The sequence below is a fragment of the Nocardia sp. NPDC051911 genome (assembly GCF_040681035.1).
Taxonomy (GTDB): domain Bacteria; phylum Actinomycetota; class Actinomycetes; order Mycobacteriales; family Mycobacteriaceae; genus Nocardia; species Nocardia sichangensis.
In genome coordinates, this window is sequence record NZ_JBFAXY010000008.1 from 210557 (window position 1) to 227815 (window position 17259).

General features: G+C 68.6%; 15 protein-coding genes. 8 read left to right on the forward strand and 7 right to left on the reverse strand.

Annotated features, from left to right (window positions below):
• Positions 1 to 74: 74 nt before the first annotated feature.
• Positions 75 to 1751 (reverse strand): fumarate hydratase, encoded by a 1677-nt coding sequence (locus AB0L97_RS12820; RefSeq protein ID WP_364428394.1) that lies wholly within the window; start codon positions 1749 to 1751, stop codon positions 75 to 77.
• A 274-nt stretch (positions 1752 to 2025) separates the two neighbouring features.
• Between AB0L97_RS12820 and AB0L97_RS12825 the strand changes: the two genes are divergently transcribed.
• Positions 2026 to 2496, forward strand: a complete 471-nt coding sequence (locus tag AB0L97_RS12825) for a MarR family winged helix-turn-helix transcriptional regulator (protein WP_355077485.1) — start codon at positions 2026 to 2028, stop codon at positions 2494 to 2496.
• Positions 2497 to 2500: 4 nt separating this feature from the next.
• Here AB0L97_RS12825 and mftD read toward each other — a convergent pair whose 3' ends face one another.
• Both mftD and mftE read right to left on the reverse strand, forming a co-directional pair.
• Complete coding sequence (mftD, locus tag AB0L97_RS12830) at positions 2501 to 3724, reverse strand: pre-mycofactocin synthase MftD (RefSeq protein WP_364428399.1); 1224 nt, start codon at positions 3722 to 3724, stop codon at positions 2501 to 2503.
• Complete coding sequence (gene mftE / locus AB0L97_RS12835) at positions 3721 to 4422, reverse strand: mycofactocin biosynthesis peptidyl-dipeptidase MftE (RefSeq protein ID WP_364428402.1); 702 nt, start codon at positions 4420 to 4422, stop codon at positions 3721 to 3723. Before mftE ends, mftD begins: the two co-directional genes overlap by 4 nt.
• A gap of 64 nt (positions 4423 to 4486) precedes the next feature.
• Here mftE and mftR point away from each other — a divergent pair, with 64 nt between their 5' ends.
• From mftR to AB0L97_RS12865, 6 genes are all read left to right on the forward strand, one after another.
• Positions 4487 to 5083, forward strand: coding sequence for a mycofactocin system transcriptional regulator (gene mftR / locus AB0L97_RS12840; protein ID WP_364428405.1), 597 nt, complete (start codon positions 4487 to 4489; stop codon positions 5081 to 5083).
• Positions 5084 to 5221: 138 nt separating this feature from the next.
• The gene (locus AB0L97_RS12845; protein WP_039798458.1) at positions 5222 to 6127 is read left to right on the forward strand and encodes an STAS domain-containing protein; all 906 of its coding nucleotides are present in this window, start codon (positions 5222 to 5224) and stop codon (positions 6125 to 6127) included.
• Positions 6128 to 6140: 13 nt separating this feature from the next.
• Positions 6141 to 6530, forward strand: coding sequence for an STAS domain-containing protein (locus AB0L97_RS12850; RefSeq protein ID WP_039798459.1), 390 nt, complete (start codon positions 6141 to 6143; stop codon positions 6528 to 6530).
• Positions 6520 to 6933 (forward strand): ATP-binding protein, encoded by a 414-nt coding sequence (locus AB0L97_RS12855; RefSeq protein ID WP_051020806.1) that lies wholly within the window; start codon positions 6520 to 6522, stop codon positions 6931 to 6933. The genes AB0L97_RS12850 and AB0L97_RS12855 overlap by 11 nt, the downstream gene beginning before the upstream one ends.
• The gene (locus tag AB0L97_RS12860) at positions 6926 to 7561 is read left to right on the forward strand and encodes a SpoIIE family protein phosphatase (RefSeq protein ID WP_355077479.1); all 636 of its coding nucleotides are present in this window, start codon (positions 6926 to 6928) and stop codon (positions 7559 to 7561) included. The genes AB0L97_RS12855 and AB0L97_RS12860 overlap by 8 nt, the downstream gene beginning before the upstream one ends.
• On the forward strand, positions 7558 to 9849 hold the full coding sequence (locus AB0L97_RS12865; RefSeq protein ID WP_355077478.1) for a SpoIIE family protein phosphatase: 2292 nt from the start codon (positions 7558 to 7560) through the stop codon (positions 9847 to 9849). Before AB0L97_RS12860 ends, AB0L97_RS12865 begins: the two co-directional genes overlap by 4 nt.
• On the opposite strand, the gene AB0L97_RS12870 is transcribed toward AB0L97_RS12865, so the two are convergent.
• Complete coding sequence (locus AB0L97_RS12870) at positions 9794 to 10858, reverse strand: DUF4185 domain-containing protein (RefSeq protein ID WP_356962009.1); 1065 nt, start codon at positions 10856 to 10858, stop codon at positions 9794 to 9796. The two genes, AB0L97_RS12865 and AB0L97_RS12870, sit on opposite strands and share 56 nt — an antisense overlap.
• A gap of 503 nt (positions 10859 to 11361) precedes the next feature.
• Between AB0L97_RS12870 and AB0L97_RS12875 the strand changes: the two genes are divergently transcribed.
• Positions 11362 to 12564 carry an AI-2E family transporter gene (locus AB0L97_RS12875; protein WP_364428413.1) on the forward strand — a complete coding sequence of 401 codons (1203 nt, stop codon included), beginning with the start codon at positions 11362 to 11364 and terminating at the stop codon, positions 12562 to 12564.
• 39 nt (positions 12565 to 12603) lie between these two features.
• Here the strand turns inward: AB0L97_RS12875 and AB0L97_RS12880 are convergent, their stop codons facing one another.
• The 3 genes from AB0L97_RS12880 to AB0L97_RS12890 all read right to left on the reverse strand — a co-directional run bounded on the left by AB0L97_RS12880 (position 12604) and on the right by AB0L97_RS12890 (position 17208).
• Complete coding sequence (locus tag AB0L97_RS12880) at positions 12604 to 13614, reverse strand: DNA topoisomerase IB (RefSeq protein ID WP_364428416.1); 1011 nt, start codon at positions 13612 to 13614, stop codon at positions 12604 to 12606.
• Between the two features lie 107 nt (positions 13615 to 13721).
• The gene (locus AB0L97_RS12885) at positions 13722 to 14432 is read right to left on the reverse strand and encodes a hypothetical protein (RefSeq protein WP_364428419.1); all 711 of its coding nucleotides are present in this window, start codon (positions 14430 to 14432) and stop codon (positions 13722 to 13724) included.
• Positions 14433 to 14895: 463 nt separating this feature from the next.
• Positions 14896 to 17208, reverse strand: coding sequence for an arylsulfatase (locus AB0L97_RS12890; protein ID WP_364428422.1), 2313 nt, complete (start codon positions 17206 to 17208; stop codon positions 14896 to 14898).
• Between the last annotated feature and the right edge of the window lie 51 nt (positions 17209 to 17259).

A 17259-nucleotide genomic window follows, 5' to 3' on the forward strand; every position in this document is an offset into this window, starting at 1 on the left:
GACCGCACCACCGCCCCGGTGATCGGGGTGACATCGTCGTGTCCGGGCCTGCCGAGGCAGGCCCGGAGAACGACTCAGACGCGCTCTTTGGAGCGGGTGCGCACGCGCAGCGCGATCGGCTTCTGCGTTTCGGCGAAGAAGTCGTTGCCCTTGTCGTCGACGACGATGAACGCCGGGAAGTCCTCGACCTCGATCTTCCAGACGGCTTCCATGCCCAGTTCGGGGTATTCGAGCACCTCGACCGACTTGATGCAGTCCAGCGCCAGCCGCGCCGCGGGCCCGCCGATCGAACCGAGATAGAAGCCGCCGTGTTCCTTGCACGCCTTGGTGACCTGCGCGGAACGGTTGCCCTTGGCGAGCATGACGAACGAGCCGCCCGCCGCCTGGAACTGGTCGACGTAGGAGTCCATCCGGCCCGCGGTGGTCGGGCCGAACGAGCCGGACGCGTAACCCTCCGGCGTCTTGGCCGGGCCCGCGTAGTAGACGGCCATGTCGCGCAGATAGTCCGGCATCGGCTCGCCACCGTCGAGCCGCTCCTTGATCTTGGCGTGCGCGATGTCCCGGGCGACGACCAGCGGACCGGTCAGCGAAAGCCTGGTCTTCACCGGATATTTGGACAATTCGGCACGGATCTCGTCCATCGGCCGGTTCAGGTCCACGCGCACCACGTCGCCACCGAGGATCGCGTCGGTCTGCTCGGGCAGGTACTGCGCGGGCTCGCGCTCGAGCTGCTCCAGGAACACACCCTCGGCGGTGATCTTGGCCAGCGCCTGCCGGTCGGCCGAGCAGGACACCGCGATGGCGACCGGGCAGCTGGCGCCGTGCCGGGGCAGGCGCACGACCCGCACGTCGTGGCAGAAGTACTTGCCGCCGAACTGGGCGCCGATACCGAAGGACTGGGTCAGCTTGAAGACCTCTTCCTCCAGTTCCAGATCACGGAAGGCGTGCGCCGACAGCGAGCCCTCGGTGGGCAGGTTGTCGAGGTAGTGCGCGGAAGCGTATTTCGCCGTTTTCAAAGCGAACTCGGCGCTGGTGCCGCCGATCACGACAGCGAGGTGGTACGGCGGGCAAGCCGCGGTGCCGAGCGAGCGGATCTTCTCGTCGAGGAACTCCAGCATCCGCGCGGGGTTCAGGACGGCTTTGGTCTCCTGGTACAGGAACGACTTGTTCGCCGACCCGCCGCCCTTGGCCATGAACAGGAACTTGTAGGCGGGGTTCGCCGGATCGCCCGCGGTGGAGTACAGCTCGATCTGCGCGGGCAGGTTCGAACCGGTGTTCTTCTCCTCCCACATGGTGATCGGCGCCAGCTGCGAGTACCGCAGATTCAACTTGGTGTAGGCGTCGAACACGCCCCTGCTGATCCATTCCGCGTCGTCGGCGCCGGTCAGCACGCCCTCGGACTTCTTGCCCATCACGATCGCGGTGCCGGTGTCCTGGCACATCGGCAGGACGCCGCCCGCGGAGATGTTGACGTTCTTGAGCAGATCCAGCGCGACGAAGCGGTCGTTGCCGCTGGACTCGGGGTCGTCGATGATCTTGCGCAACTGGCCCAGATGCGCCGGACGCAGGAAGTGACTGATGTCGTGCATCGCCGTTTCGGTGAGCAGCCGCAGCGCCTCCGGGGCGACCTGCAAGAAGGTGCGCCCGTTGTGCTCGAACGTGCTGACGCCCTCCGTCGTGAGCAACCGGTAGGGGGTATCGTCCGCGCCGATGGGCAGCAGGTCTGAATAACGGAACTCCGGCGCGGTCACCAGTCGCACTCCTTCGAACGGGCCCGAACACCGCGAACGGCCGGGCTGGTCACGAGCACAGCGAGCCTAGTCACCGCCGCGCACGTCCCTGCTGGTTAGGCAACCCTATCTCGGACAGTTGGCCAGCAAAGGTTGCACGTTCAACCCCGGTGATGCTACCTCTCATCTCTGAGAAAGCGTTCGGGCGGCCGAGTCCGGCCGCGCGCGGACCGTTCCGCGCCGCACATCGCGACACGGAACGATCTTGGGACAAATCGGAGTTTGGAGCGCTGTCGTGACCGATCCCCAATGGCTCGATGACGTCGAGATGCGCGCCTGGCTGGGCTTCGTGCGCACCCGCGACCTCATCGCCGCGGCGGTCGGGCGGGATTCCACCAAGGAGTCCAACCTCACCTACGTCGAATACTCGGTGCTGGCCTATCTGGCCGAGTCGCCGGACCACCGGCTCACCTTCGCCGATCTGGCGGCCAAGCTCGAGTGGTCGCAGAGCAGGCTCTCCCACCAGATCACCCGGATGGAGAAACGGGAGCTGGTCGTCCGTGAGCCGATCCCCGACGACGCCCGCCGCACCGCTGCCAAGCTCACCCCGTTCGGCGCCGATGTGCTCACCGACGCCGCGCCCGCGCACGTGCAGAGCGTGCGCAGGCACATGATCGACATCCTCGATCGCCAGCAGCTCGCCGCCCTGGCCGACATCTACGACACCTTGCTCGCGCACCACCGTCGGGCGGCGGCCGAGAACTGACCGCTCAGGCGGGCGTGGCCGCGTGGTCCGCCGGACCGCTTGCCGCGGAGCGGTTTTCGGGCAGCCCGAGCGCTCGCTCGAACCCGGCGGGCACCACCACGTCCGAGCGGTCCAGATCGCCGACGCTCGTCTTGCGCAGACCCAGCAGCGCGGAATCGATGCCGCCGCGCAGGATGTCCAGCACGTTCTCCACGCCGGCCTGCCCGTTCGCGGCCAGCCCCCAGAGATAGGCGCGACCGATCATGACCGCCCGCGCGCCCAGCGCCACGGCCTTCACCACGTCGCTGCCGCGCCGGATGCCGCCGTCGAGCAGCACCTCGATCTGCGCGCCCACCGCGTCCGCCAGCACCGGCAGCGCGCGGATCGCGGCGGGGGTGCCGTCGAGATTGTTGCCGCCGTGGTTGGACACCGAGATCGCCGCCACACCCGCGTCGACCGCACGCAGCGCGTCGTCCACCCGCATGACGCCCTTGAGCAGCACCGGGCCTTCCCACTGCTCGCAGACCCAGCGCACATCGGCCCAGTCCGGCGCGGGCGTGCCCATCCATTCGCCGTAGGCGCCGAAGAAACCCGGCGCGGGCGCGTCGCCGATGGCCATGTTGGGCGCGGTGAGATCCGGAATGCTGCCCGACCGCGCATAGGTCGCCAGCCACCGGGGACGCGCCAGGGTCTGCGGCGCGAACTTCAGCATCGTGCGCAGGTCCAGCTTCTCCGGGATGACCGGGCTGCCCCAGTCCCGCCCGTGCGAGAACGACCAGTCCAGCGTCAGGATCAACCCGACCGCGCCGGCCCGCTTTGCCCGGTCCATCCGCTGCTGGATCGCGTCCTTGCCGCCACACCAGTACAACTGGAAGAAGGTCGTCGGGTTGGCCGCGATCACTTCTTCGATCGGCTTGCTGGCGAACGAACTCAGGCCCATGGCGATGCCGCGCGCCGCGGCCGCCCTGGCGACGGCGACCTCACCGTCGGGATGCACCGCCTGCACACCGGTCGGCGAGATCAGCACCGGCATCGAAAGCTGTTGCCCCAGTACGGTCGTGGACTGGTCGCGCGCGCCGATCGGCCCGGCCACGTGCGGCGCGAAACCCAGTTCGGTGAACGCCCGCTGATTGTCCTCGATGGTCTGGCCGCGCTCGGAGCCTGCGATCAACGCGCCGTACACCGATTTCGGCAGGCGCTTCTTCGCCCGCCGCTGCGCTTCGGCGACGGTCTCGAACCACGGGTTCATGTTGCGGTCCTTTCCGGGGAGTTCTCCGGCCACCAGTGCCGGGTTCGGTCGAGCAGGTCGGTGCTCAGGTGATCGAGCAGTGCCGCGCCCTCGGCGGCGGTCGCGCCCGCCGGGTCGCCGAGCACGCCGTTGGCGCTGACCGCGCGCACTCCGCCGCTACGCAGCAGCGGCAGCAGTTCGGCCAGCGGGCGGGTGTCCCCGGCCGCGGCGCGGTCGGCGTGCACTCGCTCGGGCGCGAGGGCCAGTTGCAGCGCCGTCTCCGAGCGGCCCGCGTGCGGGTCGCCGTCGAAGCGCGGCAGGTACACGCGCACGTCACGCGATTCGGCGCGCAGCAGATCCTCGGCCCGGCGCAGCGGTTCGATGTTGCCGCCGTGCCAGTTGACCAGCAGGATCCGCTCGAAGGCTTCGGTCGCCGAGCGACACAGCTCGACCACCAGCAGTTCCAGCGCCGCCTGCCCGATCGACAGCGTGCCGGGAAAGCCCGCGTGCTCGCCGCTGGCGCCGTACGGGATCGCCGGTGCGGCGAGCACGTCCGCGCGCGCCGCGGCCAGCCGGGCGCACAATGCCGCGGCGATGTCGGTGTCGGTGGACAGCGGCAGATGCGGGCCGTGTTGCTCGGTCGCGCCGACCGCGACGGCAAGGATCGCACCCGCGGTGGCGCGCACGCCCGCCTCGGGCCAGGTGAGATCCGCCAACATGCGGCGAGATTATCGTCAGTCACTGACAAAATCAAGGGCCGTGGCGGCCGAGCACAATCGAACAATGCTGGAGAACCGGGCCAGGCGCGGCCGCCCACGCGGCACCACCAAACGCGAACTCGAACTGATCGCGATGCGACTGTTCAGCGAACAGGGCTTCGACGAGACCACCGTCGAGCAGATCGCCGTCGCCGCCGGCATCAGCGGACGCACTTTCTTCCGGTACTTCCCCACCAAGGCGGAGGTGCTCTGGTCGCAGTTCGATGATGAGGTCGCCGCACTGCGCGCCGCGTTCGCGACGGTGCCTGACGATGTTCCGATGATGACCGCGGTGCGCCGAGTCGTGGTCGAAGCCAACAAGTATCGCGCCGAGGACGTTCCGGAACTGCGCACCCGGATGCAGTTGGTCGCGAACATCCCCGCGCTGGCCGCCACCGCGGGCGCGCACTACGACGCCTGGGAGCGCGCCGTGAGCGCGTTCGCTGCGAGCCGGCTCGGCGAACCCGAGGACGGGCTCATCCCGCTCGCCGTCGGCCGGACCACGCTGGCGGCGGCGCGCGCCGCGTTCGACGCCTGGCTGACCCGCGCGGACGCGGACCTCACGGTGTATTTGGACGAGGCGCTCGCAGCGCTGGAACGCGGATTCGCTACGGTGCGGTGAGGCACTCCCGCACTCGAACATCAGGCGAACAACCGGCAGGTTTCGTCGGCGACTCGGGTGGGGTATGACTAGGCTCGGAATCGGCACGCGCCGAATGCACACAGATCCCGACTGAACCGTCGAAAGGGGCAGGAGTCCATGTCCGAGGTGTCCATGAGCCTTTCGGCGGATTCCCTGACCGCGGGACCGATCGATCAATTGCTCCCGCAACTCGTCGAGCACCTGCGCCAGAACCGCACCGCGCTGCGTGAAGAGTGGGCCCGCCGCATCGCCGACGCCCAACTGCTCACCGCCATGACCCCGGAGGAGATCTTCTCCGAGGCGACCTCGATCTACGACGGCTACGTCGACGTGCTCGAGACCGGTAGCGTCGAAGCGCTGCAGGCGTACGCGCGGGACCTGTCCGAACGCATCATCCCGAGAGGCGTCGAGACCGACGAGGTCATCGGCATCGTGCTTCTGCTGCGCGACGTGCTCGCACGCAGCCTTTTCGAGAAGTACCAGTCGGACTTCGAACTCCTCAACAAGGTGCTCGACGCCTACGAACCGGCCGCCAACCGAATCGCCAACACCGTGACCGTGTCCTTCGTCCAGGAGCGCGAGCGCGTCATCCGGCAGCAGCAGGAAGCCATTCGCGAGTTGTCCACGCCGGTGCTGCAGGTGCGCGAACAGCTGTTGATCCTGCCCATCATCGGCGTGCTGGACAGTCAGCGCGCCCGCCAGCTCACCGAGCAGTTGCTGCGCGCCATCCGGGCCAACCGCGCGAAGGTCGTCGTCATCGACATCACCGGTGTCCCCCAGATCGACTCCACCGTGGCCAACCATCTGGTGCAGACCGTCGACGCGTCCGGCCTGATGGGCGCGAACGTGATCATCACCGGGTTGTCCTCGGAGATCGCGCTCACCCTGGTCACCATCGGCCTGGATCTGTCGAAGATGAACGCGGTCGGCGACCTGCAGGGCGGTATCGAAGAAGCGGAACGGCTGCTGGGCTACGAGGTTTCCCGCGTGACCGAACGGGTCACCGAACGCGACGGCCGCTGATCGGGCGCGCCACATGCCGGTTCCGATTCTCAAACAAGGGACGTATCTCATCGCGTCGGTGCAGTCGGCGCTGACGGACGCCGATACCGAGCGCCTGCAGGACGACCTGATGAAACAGGTCAGCAAATACCGGGCACACGGCATCATCGTCGATGTCACCGCGATCGACGTGATGGATTCGTTCGCCGCGAGATCGTTGCGTACCATCGCGCACATGACGCAGCTGCGCGGCGCCGAAACGGTGATCGTCGGTCTGCAACCGGAAGTCGCGTTCGCCATGGTGCAGCTCGGTCTCACCTTCGAGGACATGCACACCGCCCTCGATCTGGAAGAGGGACTCGCCTGGTTGGACCGCAAGATCCCAGCCCGTCGCCAGCGAGACGGTCGTGACAGTGGCCGCTGAGAACGTGGTGATCGCGGTCAGGGTGTCCGGAGACATCGTGACCGCACGTCAAGCCGGACGCGAACTGGCAGCGAAACTCGGATTCACCCTCACCGACCGCACGATGATCTCCACGGCGATCTCCGAGATCGCCCGCAACATCACCAGTTACGCGGGCAGCGGCGAGATCCGTCTGCTCGTCGACGACCGGGAGGGCCGTCAGGCCCTGGTGGTGCAGGCCGAGGACCAGGGGCCCGGCATCATCGACATCGCCAGAGCATTGGAGGACGGCTACTCCACCGGACGCGGGCTCGGGCTCGGTCTGCCCGGCGCCCGGCGATTGATGGACCGGCTGACCGTGGATTCCGCGCCGGGTCGCGGCACGCTGGTGGAGATGTGGAAGTGGGTACCGAACGGTGCATGAGGACGGGTTCATCGGCCGGATCGAGTGGGCGGTGGCCGGACGCGCACTGCCGGGTCAACAGGTCTCCGGTGACCGCGGTGTCGTCCTCGACGCCGGTGGCGGTACCGTCCTCTTCGCGGTCCTCGACGGGCTCGGACACGGCGCCGCCGCGGCGGACGCGGCCGATCGCGCCGCACGGGTGCTGTCGGAGAACCGCGCCGAACCGCTGGACGTGCTGATGGTGTTGTGCCATCGGGCGATGGCCGACACCCGGGGGGCGGCGATCTCGCTGGCCCTGTTCGACGAGGGCGACACGGTGCGCTGGCTCGGCGTCGGCAATGTCGAATCGCAGGTGCTCACCGCGGGTCCGGCGGGCAGCCTGAAGGTGCACGCCACCGTCCTGCTGACCGCGGGCATCGTCGGCTATCGCCTTCCGGCCAACCTCCAGCCGCAGTCGGTCGCGGTCCGTCCCGGTGACCTGCTGTTGATGTCCACCGACGGTATCGTCACCGAATCCGCCTCGGCCATCGACCTTTCCAAGTCCACCGCCGACATCACCGCCGACATGCTCGCCCGGCACGCCAAGGACACCGACGACGCGCTGGTGCTCGCGGCGCGGCACCGCGGTGCGGGGGGGACGGCCAAATGAGCGCCCTGCTGGCCGACTTCCTGGACGACTATGGCGATGCGCTACGGCGGCACATGGATTCGCCGACCCAGGCCGGTCTCGCCGAGGGCTACGAGCTGGGCAGGCGGGCCCTGGTCGAAGGCATCAGCCTGCTCGACCTCACGGAGAACCACTTCCGCGTGGTTCAGGAAGCGGAGGAACAGCGACAGAAGGACGCGGCCACCGAGGGCCGCGAACTCGCGGCACGCCTACCGGAAACCGCGCTGGAATTCCTGTTGCAGACCCTGGTTCCGCTGGACATCGCGACCCGCGGCTATCTGGACGGCACCCGCCGCTACGAGCAGCAGCGCACCCGCGCCGACGATCTGGCCGGACGCGACGCGTTCCGCACGGCGCTGGTGGAATCGCTGCAGGACGGCTTCTTCGTCGCCGACGCGCAGGGCACCATCATCGAGGTCAACACCGCCTTCGGCGCCTTGACCGGCTACGGCGCCGCGGGCATCCCCTATCCGCTGCCGCATCCGTGGTCGAGCCCGGACGGTCCGCGCTATCCCGACCTCGGTACCGAGGCACAGCGCTTCGTCATCCCGATCCGGCACCGCGACGGGCGCAATGTATGGCTCGCGGTGAGCACCAGCGCCCTGATCAAGCCGGAGGACAACGAGCGGATCTTCGTCGGCACGCTCCGCGACATCACCGCCGAACACGACGCGCAGGCGCGCGACCAGGCCGCGTCCCGGCTCGCCACGGCTGTCGGCGCGGCCACCAGTGTGGTCGAAGTGCTCGCCGTCGGGCTCGACGAGCTGCGCCGTACCGTGGGCGCGGAAACCGCGGTGGTGGCGGTGTGGCCCAGCCGCAACGCCGTGCCAGAGGTGTACGTCTCCGGCACGGGCGCCGACCGCACTTCGCACGACGGCGCCGCGTCCCTCGACGACGGGTCGCGCGCCCTGCTGGAGCGGGCCAGACGCAGGCCGCCACGCAGCCTGCTGGCCATTCCGGATGGAGCCGAGAGCTCCGAGGGCATCGTCGCTCCGCTCGGCGAGACCGGCGACGCGGCGGTGTGGTTGCGCTTCGCCGCACCCCGGGCGATCAGTGCCGCGGACTGGACGCTGTTCTCCCTGTTGATCGGTCATCTCAGTCTCGCCGTGCAGCGGGCGCGCAACTTCGACCAGGCCCGCGCCACCTCGCTGACCCTCCAGCGCGCCATGCTCGGCCCGATCGATCTGCCGCCGCGTTTCTCGGTGCACTACGAGCCGGCGCTGCCGCCGCTGGAGATCGGCGGCGACTGGTACGACGTGGTGCCGCTGCGCGACGGCACCATCGGCGTCGTGGTCGGCGACTGCGTCGGTCGTGGCTTGTCCGCCGCGGTCGTGATGGGACAGCTGCGAACCGCCGCCCGTGCGCTGCTGCTGCGCGGCGCGGGACCTGCGCAGCTGCTCGCCGAACTCGACACCGTCGCCGCTCGCATCCCCGGCGCCATGTGCACCACCGTCTGCGCCGCCGTGCTGGACCCGGTGCGCGGTCTGGTCCGCTACAGCAGCGCCGGTCACATGCCACCGATCCTCGCGGACGTCGCCAGGACCGGCAGGCTGCTGGAAGGCGGGCGCTCGGTGCCGCTGGCGACCTTCGATCCGCCGCGCAGGCCGGAGGCCACCACGGCGCTCACACCCGGTTCGACCCTGGTGCTGTTCACCGACGGTTTGGTCGAACAGCGCGGCGTCGACATCGACGAGGGGTTCGCCAAGATCGCCGCGGTCCTCGCCGACACCTCGGGACGGCTGCCGCGCGAAGTGGCCGACGCGGTGCTGTCGCGCCTGCGGCCGTCCGCGGGGTACGACGACGACGTCGCCATGGTGGTCTACCGCCAGCCGCCCGCGCCGCTGCGGCTGGACGTGCCCGCGCGCGCGGACGAGCTCGCGGCCCTGCGGCGCACGCTGAAGGGCTGGCTGGCCGCCGCGGCGGTGCCGCACGACCTGGCCGCCGACCTGGTCGCGGCGGCCAACGAGGCGTGTAGCAACAGCATCGAGCACGCCTACCGCAACGACGACACCGGCCGGGTGCGGATGTCGGCCACCTGCGACATCGACACCGTCGTCATCGTGGTCGCCGACGCGGGCGGCTGGAAGCCACGGGCATCCGATCCGGGGTATCGCGGCCGCGGTATCGACATGATGCGCGCCCTGACCGAGGAACTCGACATCGACCATTCGGAATCGGGGACGACCGTGCGGATGTCGGTGACGCTGCCCGCGATCACCTTCCCGGTGGCCAATCCGTTGCGCGGGACGAACCGGCGCGTTCCCGGCTGAGGACCCGCCTTGCGCTGAGCGCAGCGGCGGGCCGAACTCCGTAGATCCGGTATTGCATACCCCGATACGGGTTACCGGATTCCGCCCATTCGCTGACGATCATGCAGAACGCGCCGTCGAACCTGCTGTCCGGGTGGACATAACAACCATAGAGGCGCGGCACGATATCGGGACCGCCCGGCGCCCAGAAAGATCCTTTCACCGGGCGGTAGGTCCAGGCTGTGCGCCAGTTGTCGGTGATCCTCCTGGCCACCTTGACGAAGGCACCGTAGGCCCCGGCGTCGAATCCCGACATCACCCAATTCCCTTGGATCCGCCGCAATCCGATCTCGCCCAGTTTCGTGTCGTCGGCCAGGATGCCGAAACGCGGATCGCCGCCCGGATCCCGGCCCCAGCCCCAATCCTGTCCGTTCCAGCCCCATCCTTGCCAGGCCGCCGGGTCGATGAGCGCGGCATGGCTCTCGCGTACTCGCCACAACAGCATGTTCTTGTTCCTGGCCAGTCCGCCGGTGGAGATGACGTAGACGTAGCCGTCGCCACCGCGTTCCCACGAGATCATCGTGCGTTTACCGCCGTAGGCGCTGGTCGACCACCGCACGGCGGTATCGGTCCAGCTCTCGCCGTTGTCGTCGGAATACCGGATCTCGCACCACCGCTCGTTCGCTAGTCCCTGGGTGACCATCACCCACAGATAGATCCGGCTGCCGATGGTGATGGCGTCGCAGGGCAGAACCGTGGAGTACTGGGGATTGTCGTGCGGGTAGTCCCATAGTTGCCGGGCATCCCGCGCCGCCGATCGGAATTCGATCGGTGCGGACATGTCGTGGGTGCCGCTGCGCAACAGCATCGGGGAACGCCAATTCGGCCCTCCCACCGCGGGTTCGGCGCCGGAGAACGTGTCACCGAGCAGGTACCCGATCTCACCGCTCGGCATGCGGAAGGGGATGAACAGATCCGACCCTCCGATGTCGGCCATCGGCAGCGGGTTCAGGTTTGCGATCTTGGGCATCGCCGGATCCTGTCGATTCTCGGAGCGTCGCTGATGGATCGGCTCGTAGGGATCACCGCGAGTGTGCACGGGCTGTACACCAGTATCGGCTGCCGATGGCTGCGACGTTGCTGATTCGGGCGGATGAGGGCACGCGAGAATGCGGAAACCGACTGTGCAGCTTGTATTCCGGCAGCTCGATGCGGTGACAGGTCGCGCTATAGCGGTGGCTTAGGCCGCTTTTCGGGTGCCGCTTCGGATGTGCACGGTGTTCGCCGACGGCTGGGAACGCGCGGGATCAGCTGGTGCCGATCGAACGACCCGACGGTGTCGATTCCATCGGGCCGCGGATCCCCGATGACGTGCGGGCGTGCCGTCGCCGCGGTGCGATTCCGCGCCGGTGCGACACCCTCGGCGCGTAGACCGGCCATCACCGCTCCGGACGCCGTGTTTGGGCGGCCGTACAGCGGGTAAATCGCGCACTGCCATACCGGGCCAGCACACCCACGGATCGGACGGAAGGTATGTCCGAAAGAGACACTCCCGACGAAGAACATCCCGCCCCCGATGCCGCGGACAGCGGACACAGCGGCGACATCGCACAACCCCACGGCACCGACGAATCCGGTCCGATCGTCGCCGCCGAGGCCGAAGCCGCCCGTGCGCGCAGTGCGGAGTTCCCCCTGGGCCGACCCGGGCGTCCCTTCGATCGGCGCTCGCCGTTCATGATCGGGATGACCGGAGCCGCCGGCGTCGCGGTGACCTACGCCGCCATTCGCACCGTGCTCGCGGCGGGCCAGACGCTGATCCTGATCGTGGTGGCGTTGTTCCTGGCCGTCGGGATGGAGCCGTTGGTGTCCCGGCTGGTACGGCCCCGGTTCCCGCGCTGGGCCGCGGTGACGACGGTCTACCTGGTCGGGCTCGGCCTGTTCGCCGGATTCCTCGCCGCGGCGATACCACCGCTGGTCACGCAGGGTGAGGCACTCGCGCACAACGCGCCCGATTACGTCACTCACCTCGCCGACCGCTATCCCTACATCGGCAGCCTCGACCAGCGATTCCACCTGCAAGACCGGCTGCGGCGAACACTCGAATCGGACTCCTCCGGCTTGACCACCGGGGTGCTGGACGCCGGGCGCGCGGTGTTCTCGATCGTCAGCAGCACGGTCGTCATCGCGGTGCTGACCGCCTACTTCATGGCGAACTTCACCCGCGTGCGCGCTTCGGTCTACCGGCTCTTCCCCCACTCGCGCCGCTCCCGCGCCATTCTGATCGGCGACGAGATCTTCGCCAAGGTCGGCGGCTACATCCTGGGCAACCTGGTCATCTCGCTGATCACCGCCGTCCTGACCGGCATCTGGCTGCTCATCTTCGACGTGCCGTACCCACTGCTGCTGGCGGTGCTGGTAGCTGTGCTCGACCTGATCCCGATCGTCGGTTCGACGCTCGCCGGGGTGATCGTCGCGCTGGTCGCGTTGACCGTCTCCCTGCCGGTCGCGGTGGCGACCGTCGCGTTCTTCATCGCGTTGCGCCTGTTCGAGGACTACGTTCTGGTGCCACGCATCATCGGCCGCGCGGTGCACGTACCCGCGCTCGTGACCGTGGTGGCGGTGCTGCTCGGTGGCGCGTTGCTCGGGATCATCGGGGCGTTGCTGGCCATCCCCGTCGCCGCGGCCGTCCTGTTGATCATGCGCGAGACCGTCCTGCCCTCACTCGACGAGCGATGAGCGAGACCGGGTGGCGGCCACATACCCGGTACCGCGGTATCACCGTGTCCGGCGCAGCATGCGGATGACGGCGCTGTCGATGACCGCCCGCTCCGCGTCGGGGGATCCGGCCCGCTTCGCGCGCCGCAGCGCCGCGGCGACAGTCGTACCGTTCTCGAAGGCGGTCACCACCCGTGGATCGACATAGGACGCCTGGGCGACGGCGGGGGTATTGCCGAGTGCGGCTGCGACCTCGTCCATGACCTCCCGGACCGCACGCTTGCGCGCACGGAGGTTCGACGGCCGTTCCATCGAACCGAGCGCGGCCGCGGCCAGGACGGTCGCCTGCCAGGTGCGCAGGTCTTTGACGCTGCACTCGCAGGCGGCGAGTTCTTGGAAGCGCGCGTTGATGTCGTCGGCGCGCAGTTCGCCGTAGCGGTCGCCGTCCCGATACACCAAGAGCCGATCGGATTCCGTCCTGCCGCGCTGCAGTGATCGAACGGCTTTGGCCAGCAATGGGTCTCGGACGCTCACTCGTCGCCGGATACCGCCCTTGGCGCGATAGTCGAAGAGCATCTGCTCCCCCGACACCCGGACCTGCTCGCGCAGCAATGTCGCGACTCCCCTGGTGCCGTGCTCCTCGGCGTACTCCTCGCCCCCGACCCGGAACACTCCGCGATCCACCAGATCGATGGCCACCGCTTCCACCCGCCGCCGGGCCGAGCCGCGCAGGGCGAGATCCTCCCGGACCTGCGCGCGGACCTCCGGCAAGCGGCCCGCCAAGGCCAGGACCCGGTCGAACTTCTCCTCGTCTCGCTCCTTGCGCCACTGCTCGTGGTACAGGTACTGGCGGCGGCCCGCGGCATCGACGCCGACGGCTTGGATGTGACCGTTCTCGTGCGCGCAGATCCACACCTTTCGCCAGGCCGGCGGAATCGCCAACCCGCGGACGCGCTCCAGTGTCGCGTCGTCCCGCACCGGTTCGCCGTGCACGGTGCGATAGCCGAACCCGCGTCCACGCCGGACGCGTCGGAGTCCGCCGTCGTACGGTCGGCTACGACGCAATCGCATGCTCACATCACATAGCTGCCCTGTCCTGGACGGGCGAAACAGTTCGAGGCGCCGGGACCCGGCAGGACGACCCGGCGCGGCACGTGTTCGGTGATCCAGCCGGAGAGTTACGGGGCCGACGGGACGAAGGGCTGGTTGACGGTGGTGAAGTACTGCACCAGAGCGGCGACGGCGATCGGCGCGGTGACGAAGAGCTGACCGGCGAGTGTGCCCAGAGCCCCCACGGCCAGGATTCCGCCCAGACAGCCGACGGCGGCGGCCGGGATGAACGGGCCGAACATGCCGACGATCGTCGCGGCCGCGACGGTCGCTCCCGCGATGCCGCCGAGCACGCAGCCGACCAGGCCGCCACCGAGGCCACCGGCGACGGTGCCGATCGCGGCGCCCGTCGCGATGGTGTCCTTCAGCCGGGTGAATGCCGCGACCTCCCGCTCATACGGCGTGCGCCAACGCGCCGAGTCCTCGAACGGCAGGGCGACCGGGCGGTACGCCGCGTGCTCGAGGTCGAACAACGGTGTGAGCGTGGCGGTCCGGCCGCCGATGTCGGCCGCGATCGGGAAAACGAAGTCGTCGACACGGAATTCCAGCGGCGTGCCCGCGAGCACGGTGCCGTCGTTCGCCGCGATCGCGAACACTCCGTTCTCGGCCTGCAGCGAGCCGGAGTCGATCCGGACGACCACGCTCTCGGCGGAAGCGGTCGCGGTGTAGTTCACGGCTTGCCCACCGGCTTCCGGTGGTGCGGCGCCTACGTTTCCGGCCGGAACGCAGGCAATCGCGACAGCGAGCGTCGATATCGTGGCGATCTTGCGCACAACCATGTCCGTCAGTCCTGTCGCACCGTGCCCAGCACGGCCCCGCAGTTCGCGTCGACGGCGGCCGCCGCGAGCAGCCCGCGCCGACCGGGAAGTACGCGGCGAATAGCGACTTTCATAGGAAAACCTCCTGCGGGAATAGGGATCTCGAAGACGAAGATCACCTTCGCAAGCGAAGGCTTAAGACAGCCTGAAGTCGCCTGAAAACCGGTTCAGGCAAGCGTTTCTCTGTCATTGTCGGGCCGACGGCGTTAAGGTCGGTGACGGGTCGGGGTTTCCGGGGGTTTTCGCATTCGTTTCCGTCGGTCAGTCCCGACGCTGCCCGCGTCGGCTGTGCCCGCTGCTCAGCTGTCGCCGAGGCGCGAGGGTGGGTGCGCTCGATCCCCTCCGAATGCACCCACCTTCCCCGAGCACATGCTCGCCGCTGCCAGTTGATCGAACCGGTGCACCAACGCCCGGTCACAAAGGTTCATTCGGCCACGAACTCCGCCTCGCGCTCCACCGCCTCGATGGTCCGGCGCGGCACCTGGATCGGACCGGGCGTGTAGGTGACAGCTCGCAGCGCGCCGGTGTAGCGGAAAGTGCCGCGGCGTTCGCGCAGTTCCCACGCCACCGGACCGCGAGCGTCGACGCCGACGGAAATCCCGGTCCACGGTGACATACCGACCAGCTGGACTCGATCCACCAGCCGCGCGACCTGGACGCCATCGAGCTCGATGACGAAATCCCACCGCAGCCGGGGCCGCACCGTGGCGCGCACGGTGATGTGCCGCGTTCCTTCCGCGAGGGTGCGCGTGGTGACGCTGTCGTAGCGGCCGTAGCTGTTGACACCGAACGTCACCCGGCCGTTCTCGAGGTAGAGCACATAGCCGCCCAGCGGGTCGCCGTGCGCGACGAGAACCCCTTCGTCGCCGGACGCGTACCCGGCGAGTTCCGCCTCGATGACGAAGTCCCGATAGGCGATCAGTCGCTGCGAGCGATACCGCTCCAGGGTCGGGGTGCCCGGCAGCAGCCGGACAGGCGCGGAGGATCGATCCTCCTCCGGCCGCCGCCGTGCCAGATCCTGGCGCGTGAGTAAGGGGAACACGGTATTCGCCCAGGCGGATTCGTCCCATGCGGCGGCCAGTTCCGCGACCTTCTCCGGGAACCGCTCGGAAAGATCGTGCAGCTCCGTCGGATCGGCGCGAACGTCGAACAGCTGCCATCTCGGCTCATCGATATCGGTCCCGGGCTCGTACAGCGACAGCAGTTTCCATCCGTCGCGATAGAAGCCGCGATTGCCGACCATCTCCGAGTACTGCTCGGTGTGCTCGGACACCGCATGGGGGTCACGCAGCGTCCGCACGGCCGAGACGCCGTCGAACTCCTTGGCGGGCAGCCCGTTGCGTACGCCCGGCCGCCGCAATCCGGCCAGTTCCAGCAAGGTCGGCGCGAGATCGGTGACGTAGGTGTACTCGTGCCGGATGCCGTTGTCGCCCGCGCCGCGCGGCAGCCCCTTGGGCCAGGAGATCACGAACGGCACGCGTACGCCGCCCGCGAAGGTCTGGCCCTTGTAGAAGCGGAACGGCGTATTGGACGCCTGGCCCCACCCGCGCGGATAGTGGACACCCAGCTTCGCGGTGCCGATCAGCTCCTCGTCGTGCGGGACGTCGCCGATCCAGTCCGGATCGGTGATGTGGGCGAACTCCGCGAAGTAGGTGCGGGTGCCTTCCGGCCCGCCCTCGGCGGTGCCGCCGTTGTCCGAGGTGAATACCACGATGGTGTTGTCGAGCTCGCCGAGTTGTTCGAGCGTGTCGACGAGGCGCCCCAGGCTCTGGTCGATGCTGTCGACCATGCCCGCGTACACCTCCATGTACCGCGCGAATCGCCGCTGCTGTGCGGGAGTCAGCGAATCCCACTCCGCCGCTTCGTAACCCGGCTCGGTGTTGCGGGGCTTCTGCTGCGTGCCCGCGGGAAAGAGGCCCTGGGCGAGTTGGGCGGCGAACCGGCTCCTGCGCAGATCGTCCCACCCCTTCGCGTAGCGGCCGCGGTATTTGGCCAGGTCCGCGGGCTTGGCCTGCAACGGACCGTGCATGGCGACGTGCGCGAAGTACAAGAAGAACGGCTTGGTGGCGTCGTGCGCGCGCAGATCCTTGAGGTAGGCGATGGCCTTGTCGGTCAGATCGTCGGTGAGGTAGTACCCCTCCGGGTACTCCTCGATGTCGACGACCGAGGAGTCCGACACCAGCTGGTTCGGGTAGTAGAAGGAATTGAGGCCCTCGAGCGAGCCGTAGTAGCGGTCGAAGCCGCGCTGGGTCGGCCAGGAATCCCGGTGCGCGGCCGGGTTCATCGTGGCGTCGCGCACCAGGTGCCATTTGCCGACGGCATAGGTGGCGTAACCGTTGCCGCGCAGGATCTCCGGCAGTGTCAGCACGTCGTCCGCCAGTTCCAGGCGCAGCCCCGGATATCCGGGATCGGCGTTGGCGACGAAGCCGAAGCCGGCGCGGTGGGCGTTGATGCCGGTCAGCAGCGACGCGCGCGACGGCGAGCACAGCGGAGTGGTGTGGTAGTTGGTCAGCCGGAGGCCGTCGGCGGCCAGGCGGTCCAGCGTCGGCGTCTCGATCTCGGAGCCGAACGGGCCGATGTCGCTGTACCCCATGTCGTCGATCAGCACCACGACGATGTTGGGAGCGCCCTCGGGAGCGGTGGGCGGATAGCTCCACTCCGGTGTCGAATCTGCCGTGGTGCGGCCGACGGAGCCGCCGAAGTCGTCATAGCCGCGAGCATGGGGTGGAACAGGCATTCGTGCAGTCAAAGCCACCTTCGCCCGGGTCACCATTCTTTCGCGCATCGT

Excerpts from the sequence above, each read along its gene's own strand:
- mftD (WP_364428399.1), bottom strand. The coding sequence starts at position 3,724 with ATGAACCCGTGGTTCGAGACCGTCGCCGAAGCGCAGCGGCGGGCGAAG.
- mftE (WP_364428402.1), bottom strand. The coding sequence starts at position 4,422 with ATGTTGGCGGATCTCACCTGGCCCGAGGCGGGCGTGCGCGCCACCGCG.
- mftR (WP_364428405.1), top strand. The coding sequence starts at position 4,487 with ATGCTGGAGAACCGGGCCAGGCGCGGCCGCCCACGCGGCACCACCAAA.
- AB0L97_RS12845 (WP_039798458.1), top strand. The coding sequence starts at position 5,222 with ATGTCCGAGGTGTCCATGAGCCTTTCGGCGGATTCCCTGACCGCGGGA.
- AB0L97_RS12850 (WP_039798459.1), top strand. The coding sequence starts at position 6,141 with ATGCCGGTTCCGATTCTCAAACAAGGGACGTATCTCATCGCGTCGGTG.
- AB0L97_RS12865 (WP_355077478.1), top strand. The coding sequence starts at position 7,558 with ATGAGCGCCCTGCTGGCCGACTTCCTGGACGACTATGGCGATGCGCTA.
- AB0L97_RS12870 (WP_356962009.1), bottom strand. The coding sequence starts at position 10,858 with ATGCCCAAGATCGCAAACCTGAACCCGCTGCCGATGGCCGACATCGGA.
- AB0L97_RS12875 (WP_364428413.1), top strand. The coding sequence starts at position 11,362 with ATGTCCGAAAGAGACACTCCCGACGAAGAACATCCCGCCCCCGATGCC.
- AB0L97_RS12880 (WP_364428416.1), bottom strand. The coding sequence starts at position 13,614 with ATGCGATTGCGTCGTAGCCGACCGTACGACGGCGGACTCCGACGCGTC.
- AB0L97_RS12885 (WP_364428419.1), bottom strand. The coding sequence starts at position 14,432 with ATGGTTGTGCGCAAGATCGCCACGATATCGACGCTCGCTGTCGCGATT.
- AB0L97_RS12890 (WP_364428422.1), bottom strand. The coding sequence starts at position 17,208 with ATGCCTGTTCCACCCCATGCTCGCGGCTATGACGACTTCGGCGGCTCC.